Origin of the sequence: Nocardia sp. NPDC050408, assembly GCF_044458905.1 — a bacterium.
Lineage (GTDB): Bacteria > Actinomycetota > Actinomycetes > Mycobacteriales > Mycobacteriaceae > Nocardia.
This window is the reverse complement of record NZ_JBITIL010000004.1, coordinates 225,213-240,550: the sequence shown is the minus strand read 5'-3', so window position 1 is coordinate 240,550 and position 15,338 is coordinate 225,213. Positions and strand designations below refer to the sequence as shown.

At 65.8% G+C, this 15,338-nt stretch carries 17 protein-coding genes; 8 read left to right on the top strand and 9 right to left on the bottom strand.

The genetic code is table 11. The features are described 5' to 3' along the window. Window positions 1-23: 23 nt before the first annotated feature. Genes ACIBJI_RS14375 through ACIBJI_RS14360 form a run of 4 tightly spaced genes read left to right on the top strand, consistent with a single transcriptional unit; the run spans window position 24 to window position 4,379 of the window. Window positions 24-791, top strand: a complete 768-nt coding sequence (locus ACIBJI_RS14375) for a DeoR/GlpR family DNA-binding transcription regulator (RefSeq protein WP_364349936.1) — start codon at window positions 24-26, stop codon at window positions 789-791. Beyond that, window positions 788-1,738, top strand: coding sequence for a 1-phosphofructokinase family hexose kinase (locus tag ACIBJI_RS14370; protein WP_364349933.1), 951 nt, complete (start codon window positions 788-790; stop codon window positions 1,736-1,738). Before ACIBJI_RS14375 ends, ACIBJI_RS14370 begins: the two co-directional genes overlap by 4 nt. An 11-nt stretch (window positions 1,739-1,749) precedes the next feature. After that, window positions 1,750-4,092: a fructose-specific PTS transporter subunit EIIC gene (locus ACIBJI_RS14365; RefSeq protein ID WP_364349930.1), complete on the top strand. Its 2,343-nt coding sequence runs from the start codon at window positions 1,750-1,752 to the stop codon at window positions 4,090-4,092. 29 nt (window positions 4,093-4,121) lie between these two features. Then, window positions 4,122-4,379 carry an HPr family phosphocarrier protein gene (locus ACIBJI_RS14360; protein ID WP_364349927.1) on the top strand — a complete coding sequence of 86 codons (258 nt, stop codon included), beginning with the start codon at window positions 4,122-4,124 and terminating at the stop codon, window positions 4,377-4,379. Between the two features lie 103 nt (window positions 4,380-4,482). On the opposite strand, the gene ACIBJI_RS14355 is transcribed toward ACIBJI_RS14360, so the two are convergent. After that, the gene (locus ACIBJI_RS14355; protein ID WP_397084449.1) at window positions 4,483-5,163 is read right to left on the bottom strand and encodes a winged helix-turn-helix transcriptional regulator; all 681 of its coding nucleotides are present in this window, start codon (window positions 5,161-5,163) and stop codon (window positions 4,483-4,485) included. Window positions 5,164-5,318: 155 nt separating this feature from the next. Here ACIBJI_RS14355 and ACIBJI_RS14350 point away from each other — a divergent pair, with 155 nt between their 5' ends. Further along, window positions 5,319-5,747: an organic hydroperoxide resistance protein gene (locus ACIBJI_RS14350; protein WP_364349921.1), complete on the top strand. Its 429-nt coding sequence runs from the start codon at window positions 5,319-5,321 to the stop codon at window positions 5,745-5,747. A 180-nt stretch (window positions 5,748-5,927) separates the two neighbouring features. On the opposite strand, the gene ACIBJI_RS14345 is transcribed toward ACIBJI_RS14350, so the two are convergent. Beyond that, on the bottom strand, window positions 5,928-6,335 hold the full coding sequence (locus ACIBJI_RS14345) for a RidA family protein (RefSeq protein WP_364350150.1): 408 nt from the start codon (window positions 6,333-6,335) through the stop codon (window positions 5,928-5,930). A gap of 135 nt (window positions 6,336-6,470) precedes the next feature. Here ACIBJI_RS14345 and ACIBJI_RS14340 point away from each other — a divergent pair, with 135 nt between their 5' ends. Further along, entirely contained in the window at window positions 6,471-6,851 is a 381-nt protein-coding gene (locus ACIBJI_RS14340) for a helix-turn-helix domain-containing protein (protein ID WP_364349918.1), read from the top strand. Between the two features lie 85 nt (window positions 6,852-6,936). On the opposite strand, the gene ACIBJI_RS14335 is transcribed toward ACIBJI_RS14340, so the two are convergent. After that, window positions 6,937-7,872, bottom strand: a complete 936-nt coding sequence (locus ACIBJI_RS14335) for an AraC family transcriptional regulator (RefSeq protein ID WP_364349915.1) — start codon at window positions 7,870-7,872, stop codon at window positions 6,937-6,939. Window positions 7,873-8,004: 132 nt separating this feature from the next. Between ACIBJI_RS14335 and ACIBJI_RS14330 the strand changes: the two genes are divergently transcribed. Continuing rightward, the gene (locus ACIBJI_RS14330; RefSeq protein ID WP_397084447.1) at window positions 8,005-8,697 is read left to right on the top strand and encodes an NAD(P)H oxidoreductase; all 693 of its coding nucleotides are present in this window, start codon (window positions 8,005-8,007) and stop codon (window positions 8,695-8,697) included. Between the two features lie 94 nt (window positions 8,698-8,791). On the opposite strand, the gene ACIBJI_RS14325 is transcribed toward ACIBJI_RS14330, so the two are convergent. After that, complete coding sequence (locus ACIBJI_RS14325) at window positions 8,792-9,244, bottom strand: VOC family protein (protein ID WP_397084445.1); 453 nt, start codon at window positions 9,242-9,244, stop codon at window positions 8,792-8,794. A gap of 159 nt (window positions 9,245-9,403) precedes the next feature. Here ACIBJI_RS14325 and ACIBJI_RS14320 point away from each other — a divergent pair, with 159 nt between their 5' ends. Next, window positions 9,404-10,288 (top strand): aromatic prenyltransferase, encoded by an 885-nt coding sequence (locus ACIBJI_RS14320; protein ID WP_364349906.1) that lies wholly within the window; start codon window positions 9,404-9,406, stop codon window positions 10,286-10,288. Between the two features lie 172 nt (window positions 10,289-10,460). Here the strand turns inward: ACIBJI_RS14320 and ACIBJI_RS14315 are convergent, their stop codons facing one another. From ACIBJI_RS14315 to ACIBJI_RS14295, 5 genes are all read right to left on the bottom strand, one after another. Further along, on the bottom strand, window positions 10,461-10,982 hold the full coding sequence (locus tag ACIBJI_RS14315; RefSeq protein WP_364349903.1) for a flavin reductase family protein: 522 nt from the start codon (window positions 10,980-10,982) through the stop codon (window positions 10,461-10,463). Beyond that, entirely contained in the window at window positions 10,975-11,484 is a 510-nt protein-coding gene (locus ACIBJI_RS14310) for an NADPH-dependent FMN reductase (protein ID WP_397084442.1), read from the bottom strand. The genes ACIBJI_RS14315 and ACIBJI_RS14310 overlap by 8 nt, the downstream gene beginning before the upstream one ends. Window positions 11,485-11,507: 23 nt before the next feature. Continuing rightward, entirely contained in the window at window positions 11,508-12,716 is a 1,209-nt protein-coding gene (locus ACIBJI_RS14305; protein ID WP_397084440.1) for an SfnB family sulfur acquisition oxidoreductase, read from the bottom strand. Further along, window positions 12,713-13,831 carry a dimethylsulfone monooxygenase SfnG gene (sfnG, locus tag ACIBJI_RS14300; RefSeq protein ID WP_397084438.1) on the bottom strand — a complete coding sequence of 373 codons (1,119 nt, stop codon included), beginning with the start codon at window positions 13,829-13,831 and terminating at the stop codon, window positions 12,713-12,715. Before sfnG ends, ACIBJI_RS14305 begins: the two co-directional genes overlap by 4 nt. Before the next feature lie 128 nt (window positions 13,832-13,959). Next, window positions 13,960-15,333 carry a styrene monooxygenase/indole monooxygenase family protein gene (locus ACIBJI_RS14295; RefSeq protein ID WP_396954941.1) on the bottom strand — a complete coding sequence of 458 codons (1,374 nt, stop codon included), beginning with the start codon at window positions 15,331-15,333 and terminating at the stop codon, window positions 13,960-13,962. Window positions 15,334-15,338 lie beyond the last annotated feature (5 nt).

Genomic DNA, 15,338 nt, shown 5'->3' with positions numbered 1-15,338 from the left:
CACATTGCCAATCGGAGGGTCGGATGTACGCAGAGGAGCGCCAGCAGGCCATCGCCGCCCTGGTCGGGCAACGCGGGCGCGTATCGGTCGCCGATCTGTCCGAGCAATACGGGGTCACCACCGAAACCGTGCGCCGGGATCTGGCGGTCCTCGATCGGATGGGACTGATCCGCCGGGTGCACGGCGGTGCGGTGCCCGCGGCGGCGCTCACCGCGATCGAACTCGGAACCACCGAGCGTGAGCACACACGTGCCGCCGAGAAGGACCGCATCGCCAAGGCCGCCCTGGACTATCTGCCACCGACCGGCGGCAGCGTGCTGTTCGATGCCGGGACCACCACCGCGCGGGTGGCAGCCGCCCTGCCCACGGACCGCGAACTCGTCGCCGTCACGAACTCGGTGCCCATCGCGGCCCGGCTCAGTGGATTCGGCGGTGTGCGGTTGCATCTGATCGGCGGTCGGGTGCGAGGTGTCACGCAGGCCGCGGTCGGCGCGGAGGCGCTGCGCGTACTCGGCGAACTGCGGGTCGATGTGGCATTCATCGGGACCAATGCGCTGACCATCGGCCACGGACTGTCCACCCCAGATCCCGATGAGGCGGCGGTCAAGCGCGCCATGATCGCCAGTGCCCACCGGGTCGTAGTGGTCGCTGATGCCACCAAGGTCGGGCGCGAGGATCTGCTGAGCTTCGGCTCGGTCGAGGAGTTCGACGTGCTGGTCACCGATACCGGGCTGCTGCCTTCAGTGCACAACGAACTCACCGAGTACGGCATCGAGGTGGTCACGGCATGATCGTCACGCTCACCGCGAATCCCAGTATCGACCGCACCGTCAGCCTGCCCGATCCATTGCGGCGCGGCGCTGTACACCGTGCCGAGGCCGTGCTGTCGCAGCCCGGCGGCAAGGGCGTCAATGTCTCTCGGGTGATCGCCGCCGCCGGTGTCGAGACCGTTGCTGTGCTGCCCGGCAATGCCGGTGATCCGTTGCTGCGCATGCTCACCGATGCCGATATCGAGCACCGCGCGGTGCCGTGCACCTTCCCGGCGCGCACCAACCTCACCGTCGCCGAACGCGACGGCACCACCACGAAGATCAATGAACCCGGATCATCGCTGTCCGCCGAATGCCTTGCCGCACTGGCGAATCAGCTCGATGAACTCGCCGATAGGGCGAGCTGGGTGGTGCTGTCCGGGTCCTTGCCGCCCGCCGTCCCCACGGACTGGTACGCATATCTGCTGCACCGGCTGCGGGGCACTCGGGTCGCGGTGGACACCTCCGACGCTCCCCTGCTCGCACTGGCCGCCGAGCTGGAATCGGCTGCGCCGCAACTGCTCAAGCCGAATGCCGAAGAGCTGGCCCAGCTCACCCACGGCGACCCCGCCGAACTCGAGGATCCCATCGCCGCGGCTCGCGCGGCGAGCACGCTGGTCGCTCGCGGCGTCGATGCCGTGCTCGCGACACTCGGCGCGGCCGGGGCCGTGCTGGTCACAATGGACGGTGCATGGCATGCCGCCGCACCCGCCATTACCCCGCGCAGCACCGTGGGAGCAGGCGATTCCGCGCTGGCCGGATACCTGCTCGCCGATCTCGATGGGCTGGACGCACCGGATCGGCTGCGCCGCGCCGTCGCCTATGGCAGCGCGGCCGCCGCGCTGCCCGGGACCGGGCTGCCCGGCCCACACCACACCGACCCCCGCGCCGTGGCCGTCACGACGTTGGAATCCCTGCACAGTCGCTGAAGGACACTGCGATGGCCCACTCCCATGATTCGATCATCACCACCGAGCTGATCAGCCTCGATACCGACCTCGGCAGCGCCAAGGAAACGGTCATCGCGACGCTGGCGCAGCGACTCACCGACAATGGACGCGCCACATCTGCCGACGCATTACGTGATGCGGCGCTGGCACGCGAATCGCAATCCGCGACAGGGCTTCCCGGTGGGATTGCGATTCCGCATTGCCGGAATGCGGCCGTGACCAGTGCGTCGCTCGGGTTCGCCCGGTTGGAACCTGCGGTGGATTTCGGTGCTGCTGATGGGCCCGCCGATCTCGTATTCCTCATCGCCGCGCCGGAAGGTGCCGGGGCCGAGCATATGAAGTTGTTGTCGAGTTTGGCTCGGGCGCTTGTTCGGCCGGAGTTCGTGAGTTCGCTGCGGGGTGCCGCGAGCGCTGATGAGGTGGTTTCGCTGGTTACGGATGTGCTTACGCAGAAGCCTGCGATGACGCCCAAAACCCCTGCAGTGGGGTCTGTTTCGAGCGACGCCCGGGTGTCACGAGCTGCTTCGAACGGTAACGCCGCGAACGCCGCCGTTACGCAGGCCCCTTCCGGCAGCTCACCGACGCCCGAGGCAGCTCCGGACAGTGCATCAACGCCCCAGACAGCTCCGAATGGAACTCTACCGCCAGCAGCCGCTTCGATCGGCGCACCGGCACAGGATCCCGGTTCGAACCGTACTCCCACAGACGTAGCCGTTTCGAACGGCGCATCCGCGTCCCGAGCGGCTTCGAAAGGCACCACATCCGCACGCGAACCGGATTCGAACAGCACACCTTCGACAGCGGCCGGACGCGGCAGCTCGGACAGCGCGACAACACCTGCGCGCGACGGCGTTTCGGCCGACGCACCGGCCGGGCAAACAATCGTCGCGGTCACGGCTTGTCCGACGGGCATCGCCCACACCTACATGGCCGCCGACTCCCTCGTCGCCGCCGGTGACCGCGCGGGTGTCACGGTGCACGTCGAGACCCAGGGTTCCAGCGGCAGCACCCCGCTGAGGGCCGAAACCATCGCCGCCGCGAGCGCGGTCATCTTCGCCACCGACGTCGGTGTACGCGGTCGGGAACGATTCGCGGGCAAGCCGGTTGTGGAATCCGGAGTCAAACGCGCGATCAACGAGCCCGACACCATGGTCGCCGACGCACTGCGCGCCGCCCTCGACCCCACGGCGGCGACCGTCGCGGGATCGGCACGCAGCGATGGCGATTCAGCACCCGCCACACTCGGCTGGGGTACCCGATTGCGCCAGATCCTGCTCACCGGCGTCAGCTATATGATCCCGTTCGTCGCCGCGGGGGGCTTGCTCATCGCGCTCGGATTCCTGTTCGGCGGCTACGAAATCGCCGACCACGCCAAGAAGATCGTGCTCGACAACTCGCTGACCGCACTACCCGACGGCGGCCTACCGACCTATCTCGGCGCGGTGCTGTTCCAACTGGGTTCGCTCGCGTTCAGCTTCCTGGTACCCGCCCTCGCCGGATATATCGCCTTCGCCATCGCCGACCGACCAGGCCTGGCACCAGGATTCACCGCCGGTGCGGTGGCCGTCTTCGTCGGCGCCGGATTCCTCGGCGGCCTCGTCGGTGGTCTGATCGCCGGATTCGCGGCCCTGTGGGTGGCGAAACTGCCTGCCCCACAATGGGCGCGGGGACTCATGCCGGTCGTGGTCATCCCGCTGTCCGCCTCACTGATTGTCGGCGCGTTGATGTTCATCTTCCTCGGCAAGCCGCTCGCCGCGATCACCAGCGGACTCACCAATTGGCTCAACAGCCTGACCGGCACCTCCGCCCTCGCCCTCGGCGCCATCCTCGGCCTCATGATGTGCTTCGACCTCGGCGGCCCGGTCAACAAGGCCGCGTATTCCTTCGCCGTGGCCGGACTGTCGGTCACTGATCCGGCCTCGCTGCGCATCATGGCGGCCGTCATGGCCGCCGGCATGGTCCCGCCGCTGGCCATGGCGTTGGCCACGGTTCTGCGGCCCCGGCTGTTCACCACGGCCGAACGTGAAAATGGCAAGGCCGCATGGCTTCTCGGTGCCTCCTTCATCTCCGAAGGAGCGATCCCCTTCGCGGCCGCCGATCCGCTGCGCGTGATCCCCTCGATGATGGCCGGTGGCGCGGTCACCGGTGCGCTGATCATGGCGACCGGAACCACGCTCAGCGCACCGCACGGCGGCATCTTCGTCTTCTTCGCGGTCGGCCACATCGTCTGGTTCCTCGCCGCCCTCGTCGCGGGCACCGCCGTCGCCGCCCTCTGCGTCACCGCCGCAAAGGAATTCATCAAGCCACGCACCCCCGCCCTCGCCACCGCCTGAAGTCCCCTCTCACCCAAGGAAGAATCCCCATGGCCAGCACCACTGTCACCGTCGCCTCCGCCATCGGCCTGCACGCTCGCCCCGCCAACATCATCGCCGAAACCGTCACCGACTCCGGCGCCGAGGTCACCCTCTCCCTCGTTGGCGGCGACCCCGTAGACGCGGGCTCGGCCCTCATGATCATGACCCTTGGCGCGGCCCACGGCACCGACGTAGTCGTCACCAGCGACGACGCCAACGCCCTCGAGCTCGTAGCTAAACTCGTAGCTACCGACCTCGACGCCTGAACGACCGGTCCGTTGACGCCGATTCCCTTGTCTCATCGGCTGATTCGCGAACCTACGCGCACTCTCCATCGACCTAGGTGCGCGACGGCTCCAGCCGGCACAATCACGTGTGATCGGGCGTGCGGGAACACGAGGGCGGCAATCGGAACAGGCCCTTCAGCCTGCGCAAGGCCTCGCTGTCCCCGGACGCCGACGCAGCACCGGTCTCGATCGCGTCGGCGAAGGTTCGCCCCTGACTCGTCACGTCGAGGAACGCTTCCTCGCTAATCGTGATAGTCGCATCAGGGTGCTGAGCAGGTCCGTGCAGCGCCTCGATCGTCCCGTCGTCGATCCGGGCATGGAAGATCTCATCGTCGATCCGGAACTCGTACACCGCGCGCAGCCCGGCGGCGACCTCGGCATCGAAGCAGGCCTGTAGGCCGAGCACCGCCCAGCCCGGATGGAACGTCTCGGTCTCGCGGCGTTCACCCATCGCCCACTTGAGGCCCCATCGAGCCAGTCCCAGGATCGGCGGTCCGAGTTCCTCGCCAGCCTCGGTGAGGGCGTACGCGGGGGTTCGGGCGGGCGGTGGGAGCGTGATCTTTTGTGCGAGTCCCTCGCGCTCGAGATGTTTGAGGCGGGCGGCCAGCAGTCCAGTGCCCAAGCCGCGCATGCTGGCCTGCAGGTCGCCGAACCGTTTGGGCCCGGTCAGCAGTTCGCGGATCAACAGCAGCGTCCAGCGCTCGCCGACAAGGTCGAGGGTGCGCGCGGTCGCGCAGTACTGGTTATAGGTTCGCTGGTCCACTTCCTAATTCTAGACTCCACGCTTCCCGTTCTTGGATGAACGAAGGCCAGGACGAACGGCTTGGCGCCCTCGTCAGATTCCAAACTTTAACCCATTGACTTCCTATTCTAGAAGTGCCAAGTTCTTTTACTGGTAGCTATCGAAGGGAGTTCAATATGACCGAGGCGCTGTACACGGCGGAAGCGCACGTCACTGGGGGAAGGAACGGCCGAGGGCACACATCCGACGGACGGCTGGATCTGGAACTACGGCAGCCCAAAGAGCTGGGCGGAGACGGTGCGGGAGCCAACCCCGAGCAGCTCTTCGCAATCGGCTACGCCGCCTGTTTCGGCACTACACTTGCCCTGCTAGGGCAGCGCGGGAACCTCGAGGCGAACGACGCGGAGATCGACTCATCGGTCTCACTGATCCCAATCGACGGCGGCCGCTTCGAACTCGGCGTCGAACTGCGAATCTCACTGCCCTCGCTCACCGGCGACCAGGCAGTCGAACTTGTCGAGACGGCCCACCAGGTCTGCCCGTACTCCAACGCCACACGCGACAATATCGACGTCGCACTGGTGGTCAATGGCACCCGGTTGTGACCACTTCCCCGCTCCTCTCCCGATGCGAGAAGCGGGGCATCACAACAGATTCAGTGCCGGAGCCGGTAACAGCCCGTCCAGAAGCTGGCGGACCGCGGTTTCAGAGGCTGTTCCCAGGCAGTGGATCAGGAGCCGGTATGCCATTGGTAGCTCACCGCTCGGCCGCTCAGCGGTACATATTCAGTCGAGGACCGCGGTGGCTTCGATCTCGACCAGATGCTCGGGAACATCCAGCGCCGCGACGCCGATCAGCGTGGTCGGCGGCACCGGAGTGACCCCCAGCTTCGCGGTCGCCCGGGAGATTCCCTCCAGGAGCGCGGGCATCTTGTCGGCAGTCCAGTCGACGACATAGAAGGTCAGTTTCGCTACGTCGCCAAAGGAACCGCCGGCCTCGCCCAGCGCGGTGGCGATGTTGAGGTAGCACTGCTCAACCTGCGCGGCAAGGTCGCCCTCGCCCACCGTGACCCCTTCCGCGTCCCAGGCGACCTGCCCGGCGATGAAGACCAACTTCGAACCCGAGGCGATCGCCACCTGCCGGTAGACATCGATTTTCGGCAGTCCATCGGGATTCTTCAGGGTGATAGCCATGCTGTCCGCCTCCTTGTCCGGGCTCCTGAAGCCCGTGTTCGTCAAACGACCTTTGGTCTCTTGTAGTTACTCAGGAACTGTAGGAGAGTGTGCGTTGACATGGAAGAACGCACTTTTCAGTGACTGAGGAACCTTATGGTGACCAAGCAGCTCAGCGGCTCGGCCGAGGATGCCAACCTGCGGCGAGCCGACTCCCTGGCGCGGGAGATCTTCTCCGATGTCGCCAACAAGTGGGCGCTGTTGATCATCGAGGCCCTAGGGGAGGGCACCCTGCGCTTCAGCGAGCTGCGCAGCCGAGTCGAGGGCATCAGCCACAAGATGCTCACCCAGAACCTGCGTATGTTGGAGCGCAACGGCCTGGCCGAGCGGACCGTCCACCCCACCGTCCCGCCCCGGGTCGAATACACCCTTACCGAAGCGGGCCACGGACTTCGAGCGACCGTCGACGGAATGTGCGAGTGGACCTACCGGTACTTCCAGCACATCGAGTCCGCCCGGCGGCACTTCGAAGCCTAACGGTCGGTGAATGCGGAGCGCGCGGACTTCAGTGCCGAAGTCGGTGACAGCCCGATCGTGCAGGCCCTGATGGCTGGGTACCGGTTCACGCTCCGAGATCGGCGGTGGCGCGGAAATCGCTGGGGCGGATACCTCGATGGCGCTTGAACGCCGCGCTGAAACCGAAAGCGTCCGCATAACCGACAGCCTTCGCGACCTGCGCCACCGTGAGACTCCGGTCGGCCAGTAGTTCCTCCGCCTCATCCATCCTGCATTCGGTGAGATACGCCAGCGGCGACTGCGCCATGACCTCGGAGAACCGCCGGGCGAACAGCGCCCGCGATACCCTCGCCTCGGCGGCCAGCGACGCGACCGTCCAACCGGCGGCCGGCCTTCCGTGCATGGCCTCCAACGCCGGCCCGACCACCGGATCGGCCGGCCCGCGATACCAACCCGGCGCGTCAGCGTCCAGCTTGTCGAACCAGTTGCGCAGCGTGCACACCAACGCCCAGTCGAGCAGCCGGTCCATCATCGCCTGCGCTCCGGCCGGACGTCGGGCCGCATCCGCGGCGATCGACTCCATCCACGCGCACACCTCCACATCGTCGGTCACGACCAGGACGGGTGGTAGAGCACGCAGCAGCCGTTCGTGGCGCCGACTGGAGGCCCGATAGGCGCCGACAATCAGAGCGGTCTCACCGGCGGGGTCGTTCCCCCAGCGACCACTGTCCAGCGCGGGATCGCATTTCGCGTCCGGCGCGAAGCAGGCGACTTCGTACTCCTCGTGCGGTCGGCCGACAGTATCCGCGCGGTCGACTAGGACGAACGTTTCCGGGCCGCGCACGATCGCGGTGTCTCCCACCGTGATCCGATGCTCGAGACCGCCGGACAGCAGCAGTGTCCCCCCACCGCGCAGCACGGTGACCATGGTCAGCGGCGCTTCGTCGGCGAACCGGATGCTCCACGGTGCTTCCAAGACCGCGTTGGTGAGCACAGCTCCCTCGGCACGGATACCGCTCAGCAGTTTGCTCAATGGATCCACACCATCGACGGTAGACGAACTCCTATCGAATGTAGATCCTTACCCATAGATCGTCCATTGCCCGGAGTGTGGAATGAAACCCAGACCGCACAACCGATCGTCCGGAACTCCGGACCCACAGAGGAGGCACCCATGCAGCACAACTCGACCGTGGACATCGCGACCACCCGTACCGCGCTGGTCGTCGTCGCTCATCCCCGGCCCGACTCGCTCACGGCCCATATCGCCGAGCTGGCCACCCGGCGGCTCGCCGCGCTCGGCTACCGGATCGATCTGCTGGACCTGCACGCCGAGAACTTCGATCCCCGGATGAGCGCCGCCGACCTCCCGGAATGGGGCAACCGGGAGAAGGCATACTCCCCCGAAGTCGAGAATCACATGCGGCGCATCCTCGCCGCCGACGTGATCGTCGCGGTGTTCCCGGTGTACTGGATGCAGGTCCCGGCAATTCTGAAGGGCTGGATCGATCGAGTGTGGAACTACGGATTCGCCTACGGCCGCAGCAAACCCCGGCTCGCGGGCAAGCGGATGCTGTGGCTGGGCCTGGCGGGCGTGGCAGACGACGACGCGGTCGTCGAGCTCATGCAGGATGCGCTGAGCGCGCAACTCAACGACGGTATCGCCTATTACTGCGGCCTCACACAGTCCTCGGTGGGGTTGTTGCCCGGCGCGGAAGAAAAGCGGCAGCGCGTGGATGCCGCGGGCAATCTGCTGCTCGACGAGGCCCTCACCGGCGCGGTCCGCGAAGCCCACTATGCGGGCTTGGAAGAGCGGGCGCTCGGCTTCGTCGATGGTTTCCTCGCCGCCGACAGGGTTCCGGCCTGACCACTGAAGGCCTACCTCCCGGCGCTGGGCGCGGCCGAACCAGGCCACCGCCGCAACCGCGAGTCGGCCCTGTTCACCCCTGAGAGAGAAAATCCTATGCGGCGCAGAACTCGTTGCCTTCGGGGTCGCGCATAACCCACCAGTGACCGGCTGGTCCCTTATCGATTTCGCGGATCCGGGTTGCTCCCAATGCTTCCAATCGCGAGACCAGCGCATCAAGGGTGCCAGGCTCGCTGTGCACGTCGATGTGTAGACGGTTCTTACCGGATTTTTCCTCCGGAACGTCCTGGAAGAGCAGTCGCCGCCCCTGGCCGACGCCGCTGATCGGGTCGAAGGGGTCGTCGGGGTGGCGGATGGCGGCGTAGCCGCGGAAGGTTTTGCGTCCGTGATGGTCGACGACCGCGGCCGCGGGGAGCTGCCCGGCGGCCAGTAGTCGCTCGACCAGGGTGCTCGGGTCTTCCACCTCGTAGTCCAGCGCCGCGGCCCAGAAATCGGCGAGGGCGGAGGCGTTCCTGGTGTCGACGACCAGTTTCCAGTTCAAAGCCACCGCCGAAACCTACCGCAACAGCGGGCGCACCTCACGGACGCCGGGTCCGCGATCGGTAACCGAACTTCACCATCGAATGGGCTGCCAACGCCCTGAATTCGCCCGCGAGATCATGCGAAGCGCTGCGATCGGGCGGACGTTTCCGGGACGATGAGCGTCATGGCAAGGACACTCGATCGACTCCGGAAGGATCTGCAAAAGTATGCGCGCCTGGCCGAGGTTCGCTACGACCCCGCGATCGCGGATCCGGTACTGGAAACACTGGCTGAGCTATGGACCAATTCGGTTGTGGGCGTGCGCACCACCACGCATCCGGTGCCCGAGCGCGAAGTCAACGCCCGGGTGATGCACCCCGGCGAGCCCACCGAGCTCATCGAGAAACTGCGTGGCGCAGGACTTCTCACCTATACGGGCCATCCGATGGAGCAGTTGCTTGCCGAGATCTCCGCCGAAGTCCCGGTCAGCTCGGGTGTCGATCTCGCGATCGCCAGTGGGGTGCAGAAGATCTGGCTGGTCTTTCCCGAACTGATCAGCGTCGAGCGGATTCTCGCCTTCTCCGGAATCCCGGAGTCCGCGCGCGCGCACGCGGACCATCTGTCCCGCTACGGCGGCCGAATCGGGATTCTCGCAGTAGATTTCGACGCCCGCACGATGAACCTGTACTCGAATGTCTTCGAGCCCGGCTACCTAACTCCCGCGGATATCACCGGAATCCTGGCCGAACTCGACTTCACCGCACCCACCGAAACCGAATTGGCCTTACTCGCCCGCACCTTCAACCTCTACCGCACCTTCTCTTGGACCTCATCACGCATGGAGCGCATCTGCTTCCCGGTGCGCTGCGAACCGTCCAGCTTCCCAACCGACCTCGACCCGGTCCTGGCCCGTTTCGTCGCCGATGCACCATTCGCCGAGCCCGAAACCCGCGGCTTCGTCTTCTACGCCACCTACGGCCCGACCAACCGCTACTACAAGGTCCAGGCCGAATACGCGGGCGTCCGCGTCGCCACCTTCCCAGGCGGCACCGCACCCCGCCCAACCTAGTATCTCGCCCGGATAGCTTCTGCCGTATCGAGCCTTGGTCCGGGGGGTTCCGTCGAACGCAGTCCAATCGTGGTCGCCCACGCCGCATTCGACGGCCACATCACTACGCTCGGCGAACAGCCGGAGCGGGTGGCGCACAAGCCATCCGGACGAGGCGCTAGCTCATCGAATGTCAGCTGGCGATCTCGGTGATCTCCCGGTGCGGGTGCAGGCTGCGGAATTTGCTGCCGTGGAAGATCAGTGGTTCGGCATCGGCGCGGGCGGCGAGGCGGTTGATCCGGAGGATGACCACTGTGTGGTCGCCCGCGGGGATACGTGCCTCGACCGCGCCCTCGATCCACGCCGTCGCGCCCTCGATGAAGATCGCGTCGGCCGCGCCACGGTGCACCTCCACATTGTGGAAGCGGTTGCCGTTGCGGTTGCTCAGTGCCCGAGCCGCGTGCTCCTGATCGGTGCCGAGCAGGCTCAGACCGAGGTGCGTTGCGGTATCCAGCTTCGGCCAAGTCGCCGAGCTGTTCTGCACGCAGAACGACACCAGCGGCGGGTCCAGCGAGACCGGGACGAAGGTGCTCACCGCCAAGCCATGTGGCGTCCCTTCGATTTCGGCGCAGACCGCGACGACACCGCTGGGGAAGCTGGCGAAGACACGACGTAGGCCGGAACCGTCGGACGGGAATTCGAAGAGCTCACGCATGATTGGCCGCCTTCGAGGCGAGGGCAGCGGCGACCGGGCGCCAGCGTTCGGTGTAGCGCGCGATGGCGCCGTCTTCCTGAAAAGTACTGTCCGACAGGTAGAGACCGGGCAGCGCCGCCGTCGCACCGAGTTCGACCAACACCGGCTTGAGCAGCAGATCCGGGGCGAGCGCATGGACCGGGCCCGCGCCGAGCATGAGCGGCACCACCACCACATCGGCCAGTCCGGTACCGCCCTCGAATTGTTCGAGGAACAGCTTCAACAGACCGGTGTAGGTGGCCTTGAAGGTGGGACTGGCGAAGACCACCAGCTCCGAATTCGCCACCGTGCGAACGGCGGCCGCGACCTCTGGATCACCCCAGGACAGCAGGCTCGCGCCGTAGGAGACCAGATCGATCACCTCCGGTTCCACGTCCGGGCGTAACCCCCCGGCCACCAGCGTCGCCGCGGTCAGGGTACGAGAGGCTGGCTTCGGATTACCGACGACGACCGTAACTGTCACTTCCGTATCCTCTTCTCGCTCGATCAGATCACCCCGTGCAACGGCGGCGTGGTGTCGTGCAGTAGTGCCCGGCCGATGTGCTGATATTTCCACCGGACCGGGTCGTGCAGGGTGTGGGTGCGGGCATTGCGCCAGAAGTGGTGCAGGTTCAGATCCGCTGCGGCACTGCGTGTTCCGCCGACCTCGAACAATGCGGCCGAGACCTCGTTGGCGGCTCGATCGGCGAGCACCTTGGCGGTGGCTACGGCAAGCGATGCCGCAGCAACGGATTCGGTAGCGGAGACGGCGGCGTCGACGGCAACACCGGCGGCGGTGAGCGTGGCCTCGGCCGCTGTCACCGCGACCGAGAGCTCACCGAAACGCTGGATGAGCAGTGGATCGTCGATCGCCCTGTCGACACCCGATTCGAACCAGGGACGGCTGGAAGTGCGTACGAATTCCGTTGCGGTACTGAGCGCGCCACGAGCGATGCCGGTGTCGATCGCGGCATGCAGCAGTTGTGCGTAGGCACCGTAGCCTGTCGGCGCGTGCACGGCCGCCGAGCGGGCAATCAATTGAGTCGGCTCGACCGCGACTTCCGCGAATTCGATGGTCCCGCTGCCGGTGGTGCGCTGGCCGATGCCGTTCCAGTCGTCGATGATTCGTACGCCCGGTGTATCGGCTGGCAGATATGCGATGTACTCGCCCGCAGGCAGTCCACTGCGGCTCTCCGGATCATCGAGCCGGGTCAGCACCGCGAGCAGATCTGCGAAAAGCGAACCCGTACAGTAGAACTTGACGCCATCTATACGGAAGCGATCCCCCACCGGACGCACCGTAGTGGCGATATCGGCGACAGTCGCAGTGCCGCGCTCGGACTGCGCGTTGGCAATCCGAGCGCCCGCCAGAACTTGCCCGAAGTACCGCGCCTGCTGATCCGCGGTACCCGCCAAGCGCAACAGGTTCAGATACACGAAGTGGCTGTGTGGAATCTGCGCGATATTCGGGTCGGCGACCGCCAGAATGCGCACCACCTCCGCCACCGCACTCGGCGGCAGATCCGCGCCCCCGAATGCCGCGGGCACGGTGATTGCCAGCAACCCACTCGCCGCCAGTCGATCCACTTCGGCGAATGGCAACTCCCGGCCGCGATCACGCGCCGCCGCGCCGTCGGCAAACCCCCAAGAAAGCTGTGCCGCAACCGAATACGCGTGTGCGGCGGATTCGATCCGGTCGGCGACGACGGCGGTCATCGGTGCCCCACAGTGGCGGGCGTACGTGCGGCCTCCAGTTCGCGAACCAGCGGCAACACCTTCGCGCCGAAGTACTCGACCTCCTCCTGGAAGTGCAGGAAACCGGCCAGAATCAGGTCGACGCCGAGTTCCTTGTAGGCCACGATGCGCTCGGCGACCTGTTCGGGTGTGCCGATCAGCTTGGTACGGAATCCGTCATTGTACTGCACGAGATCTTCGAACGTCGAATCCGCCCACATCCCCTTGCGGTCCTTCGATGACGCACCGGCTTGTTGCACCGCGTCCCGGAAGCCTTCCACCGCAGGCTTATTCGCCTTCTCGATGATTTCGCGCAAGGTATCGCGGGCTTCCTTCTCGGTATCGCGAGCAATGATGAAACCGTTCAGACCGAATTTGACCGCGCGCTGATTCGCCTGGGCGATACTGCGCAGCTCATCCAATTGTTCGGTGACGCCGTCGAAATCCTTGCCGTTGGAGAAGTACCAGTCGGCGTAGCGGCCACCATTGCGGCGCGCCGCGGTCGAGTTACCACCCTGGAACAGTTCGGGATTCGGACGTTCGGGGGTGTTCAGCGGCTTGGGCTTCAGCGTGAAATCGCGGATGCGATAGAAATCGCCACCGTAGTTGACATCATCCTCTGTCCAGATCTTGCGGATCACCTCGAGGAATTCGGCGCTGCGGCGGTACCGTTCGTCGTGCTCCAGCCACGGCTCGCCGAGGGCGGTGAATTCCCCTGCGAACCAACCGGATACGACATTGATGGCGAACCGGCCGTTGGAGAGGTGATCGGCGGTGGCACCGAATTTGGCCAGTACGGCCGGGTGCCAGAGTCCGGGATGGATCGCGGCGATCACCTTGAGCCGCTCGGTCGCACCGAGCAGCGCGAGACTGAACGAGGTGGACTCGTGCTGGTATTCCGCACCGTAGGAGGCTGTATAGCGGACCTGGGACAGCGCGTAATCGAACCCGTTGTTCTCCGCGGTTTGCGCCAACTTCTTGTTGTATTCGAAGTCCCAGCTGGTGCGTTGTTCGATATCACTGGTGACCAGCCCCCCGCTGACATTCGGCACCCAGTAGGCGAACCGGATCTGATCGGCGATGTGCTCTGTGGTCATACTTACTCCATTGGTGTCGGGGAACCGTCTATCGCCAGGAAGGGGCGCACCAAGCGCCCCTTCCACTCCAGCACCGCAAGCCCACCGACAGGAGGGTTTGAATCTGTGCGATCGGATGGGTGTAGCGATCAGGCGTTGGCGAGGCTGTAACCGGATCGGCTGAATCGACCGGCCGGTGTGAACCGTCCGAGCAGTGCCTCGGCATCCGCACCGGTGACCTGGGCGATGAATTCGGCGGCCGCTTCGAGCGAATCGACACCGAGGAATGGCTGCGGGCCGTGCAGCAGTCCGACGAGTGCGTTCGCGAAGCGCTGATCGACCGCGGCCGCGGCGAAGAGCTGATTGCCGATATCGGCCAATTCCGGATCGCCGAGGAACAAGCGGGTGACCTTATTCGCCGCATCCCCGCGCGCGGCGAGGAATGCGGCGTACTGTGCGCTGATCCAGTCCGCGTCGAACGGTCCCTCGTGCACGGCGGCCGCCGCGACCAGTCGTTGCGCCTGGATAAGTCCGCTCTGCGCGCCCTGCCCTGCGATCGGGTCGTAGGCGGCCGAGGTATCACCGAGCGAGGCAACGACATGACCACCGGCGGTCTGCCCGACGCCGGACCGGACCACCGGCCGGACCGCGCCCTTGAGCCAGGAATGCGGATCCTCGGCGATCACCCGGGTTTCGAGCACCTCGGGCAGATCCCAATCGATGAAATCGCGGTACAGATCCTGCACGATCCGATGCGCCGATTCGGCCGAATCCGCTGCGGCGAAACGACTTTCCCATTCACTGCCCGGCCGCGCCCAGCCGAGGAATGCCCAGCTCGGACCCGCGTCCTTGTGCAGATACGGTCCCCACCAGCCCTCGCCCTGCCCGGCGAAGATGGAGAAGCCGCTGTGCGCACCACCGGCCCGACTGCGGTGCGCGAAAACGCTTTCGTCATGGCCGATTCCGGTCACGGTGACGGTAAGCAGTGACCGTTGTGGAGATTCGTAAGGGGTGCGTGCATGATCGATCGGGAACAGGTCGGACAAGCCGCCGCGCCCGGTGGCCACCAGCGTGAGATCCGCGGCCGCGGCGATAGTGTCGAGTTTATCGGGCGTCACCTGCTCGACGACGAAACGTCCGCCGCGTTCCAGGAATGCGGTGAGCCGTTCGTCGGCCTTCAAACGGGTATCGACCGCAACCCCGACATATCCGTCGAAATGACCGTCGAATTGGATCAATTCCTCGCGCTCGGGTCCGGCAATGCGCACGCTCAGCCCGGTGTGCCGGGGTGCGCGACCGGTGTAGGTATCCAGACCGAGCGCGGATTCGGCCTGTTGGGTCTCCCCGAATTCGAGTGCGGTGCCGGTGGCCGGTACATCGTCGCGCAACGAACGCTGATCGCGGTCGCTGTAGAGCGTGACGTCGAATCCGGCGTCGAGTAATCCAAGAGCCGCAGTGACGCCGGTTTGACCGGCACCGATTACCGCGGCCGAACGTGTGGAGCGGGTATTCTGCGATGTCATGCCAA

Excerpts from the sequence above, each read along its gene's own strand:
- ACIBJI_RS14375 (WP_364349936.1), top strand. The coding sequence starts at position 24 with ATGTACGCAGAGGAGCGCCAGCAGGCCATCGCCGCCCTGGTCGGGCAA.
- ACIBJI_RS14350 (WP_364349921.1), top strand. The coding sequence starts at position 5,319 with ATGACCGAGGCGCTGTACACGGCGGAAGCGCACGTCACTGGGGGAAGG.
- sfnG (WP_397084438.1), bottom strand. The coding sequence starts at position 13,831 with ATGACCACAGAGCACATCGCCGATCAGATCCGGTTCGCCTACTGGGTG.
- ACIBJI_RS14315 (WP_364349903.1), bottom strand. The coding sequence starts at position 10,982 with ATGCGTGAGCTCTTCGAATTCCCGTCCGACGGTTCCGGCCTACGTCGT.
- ACIBJI_RS14360 (WP_364349927.1), top strand. The coding sequence starts at position 4,122 with ATGGCCAGCACCACTGTCACCGTCGCCTCCGCCATCGGCCTGCACGCT.
- ACIBJI_RS14370 (WP_364349933.1), top strand. The coding sequence starts at position 788 with ATGATCGTCACGCTCACCGCGAATCCCAGTATCGACCGCACCGTCAGC.
- ACIBJI_RS14345 (WP_364350150.1), bottom strand. The coding sequence starts at position 6,335 with ATGGCTATCACCCTGAAGAATCCCGATGGACTGCCGAAAATCGATGTC.
- ACIBJI_RS14365 (WP_364349930.1), top strand. The coding sequence starts at position 1,750 with ATGGCCCACTCCCATGATTCGATCATCACCACCGAGCTGATCAGCCTC.
- ACIBJI_RS14295 (WP_396954941.1), bottom strand. The coding sequence starts at position 15,333 with ATGACATCGCAGAATACCCGCTCCACACGTTCGGCCGCGGTAATCGGT.
- ACIBJI_RS14340 (WP_364349918.1), top strand. The coding sequence starts at position 6,471 with ATGGTGACCAAGCAGCTCAGCGGCTCGGCCGAGGATGCCAACCTGCGG.
- ACIBJI_RS14320 (WP_364349906.1), top strand. The coding sequence starts at position 9,404 with ATGGCAAGGACACTCGATCGACTCCGGAAGGATCTGCAAAAGTATGCG.
- ACIBJI_RS14330 (WP_397084447.1), top strand. The coding sequence starts at position 8,005 with ATGCAGCACAACTCGACCGTGGACATCGCGACCACCCGTACCGCGCTG.
- ACIBJI_RS14305 (WP_397084440.1), bottom strand. The coding sequence starts at position 12,716 with ATGACCGCCGTCGTCGCCGACCGGATCGAATCCGCCGCACACGCGTAT.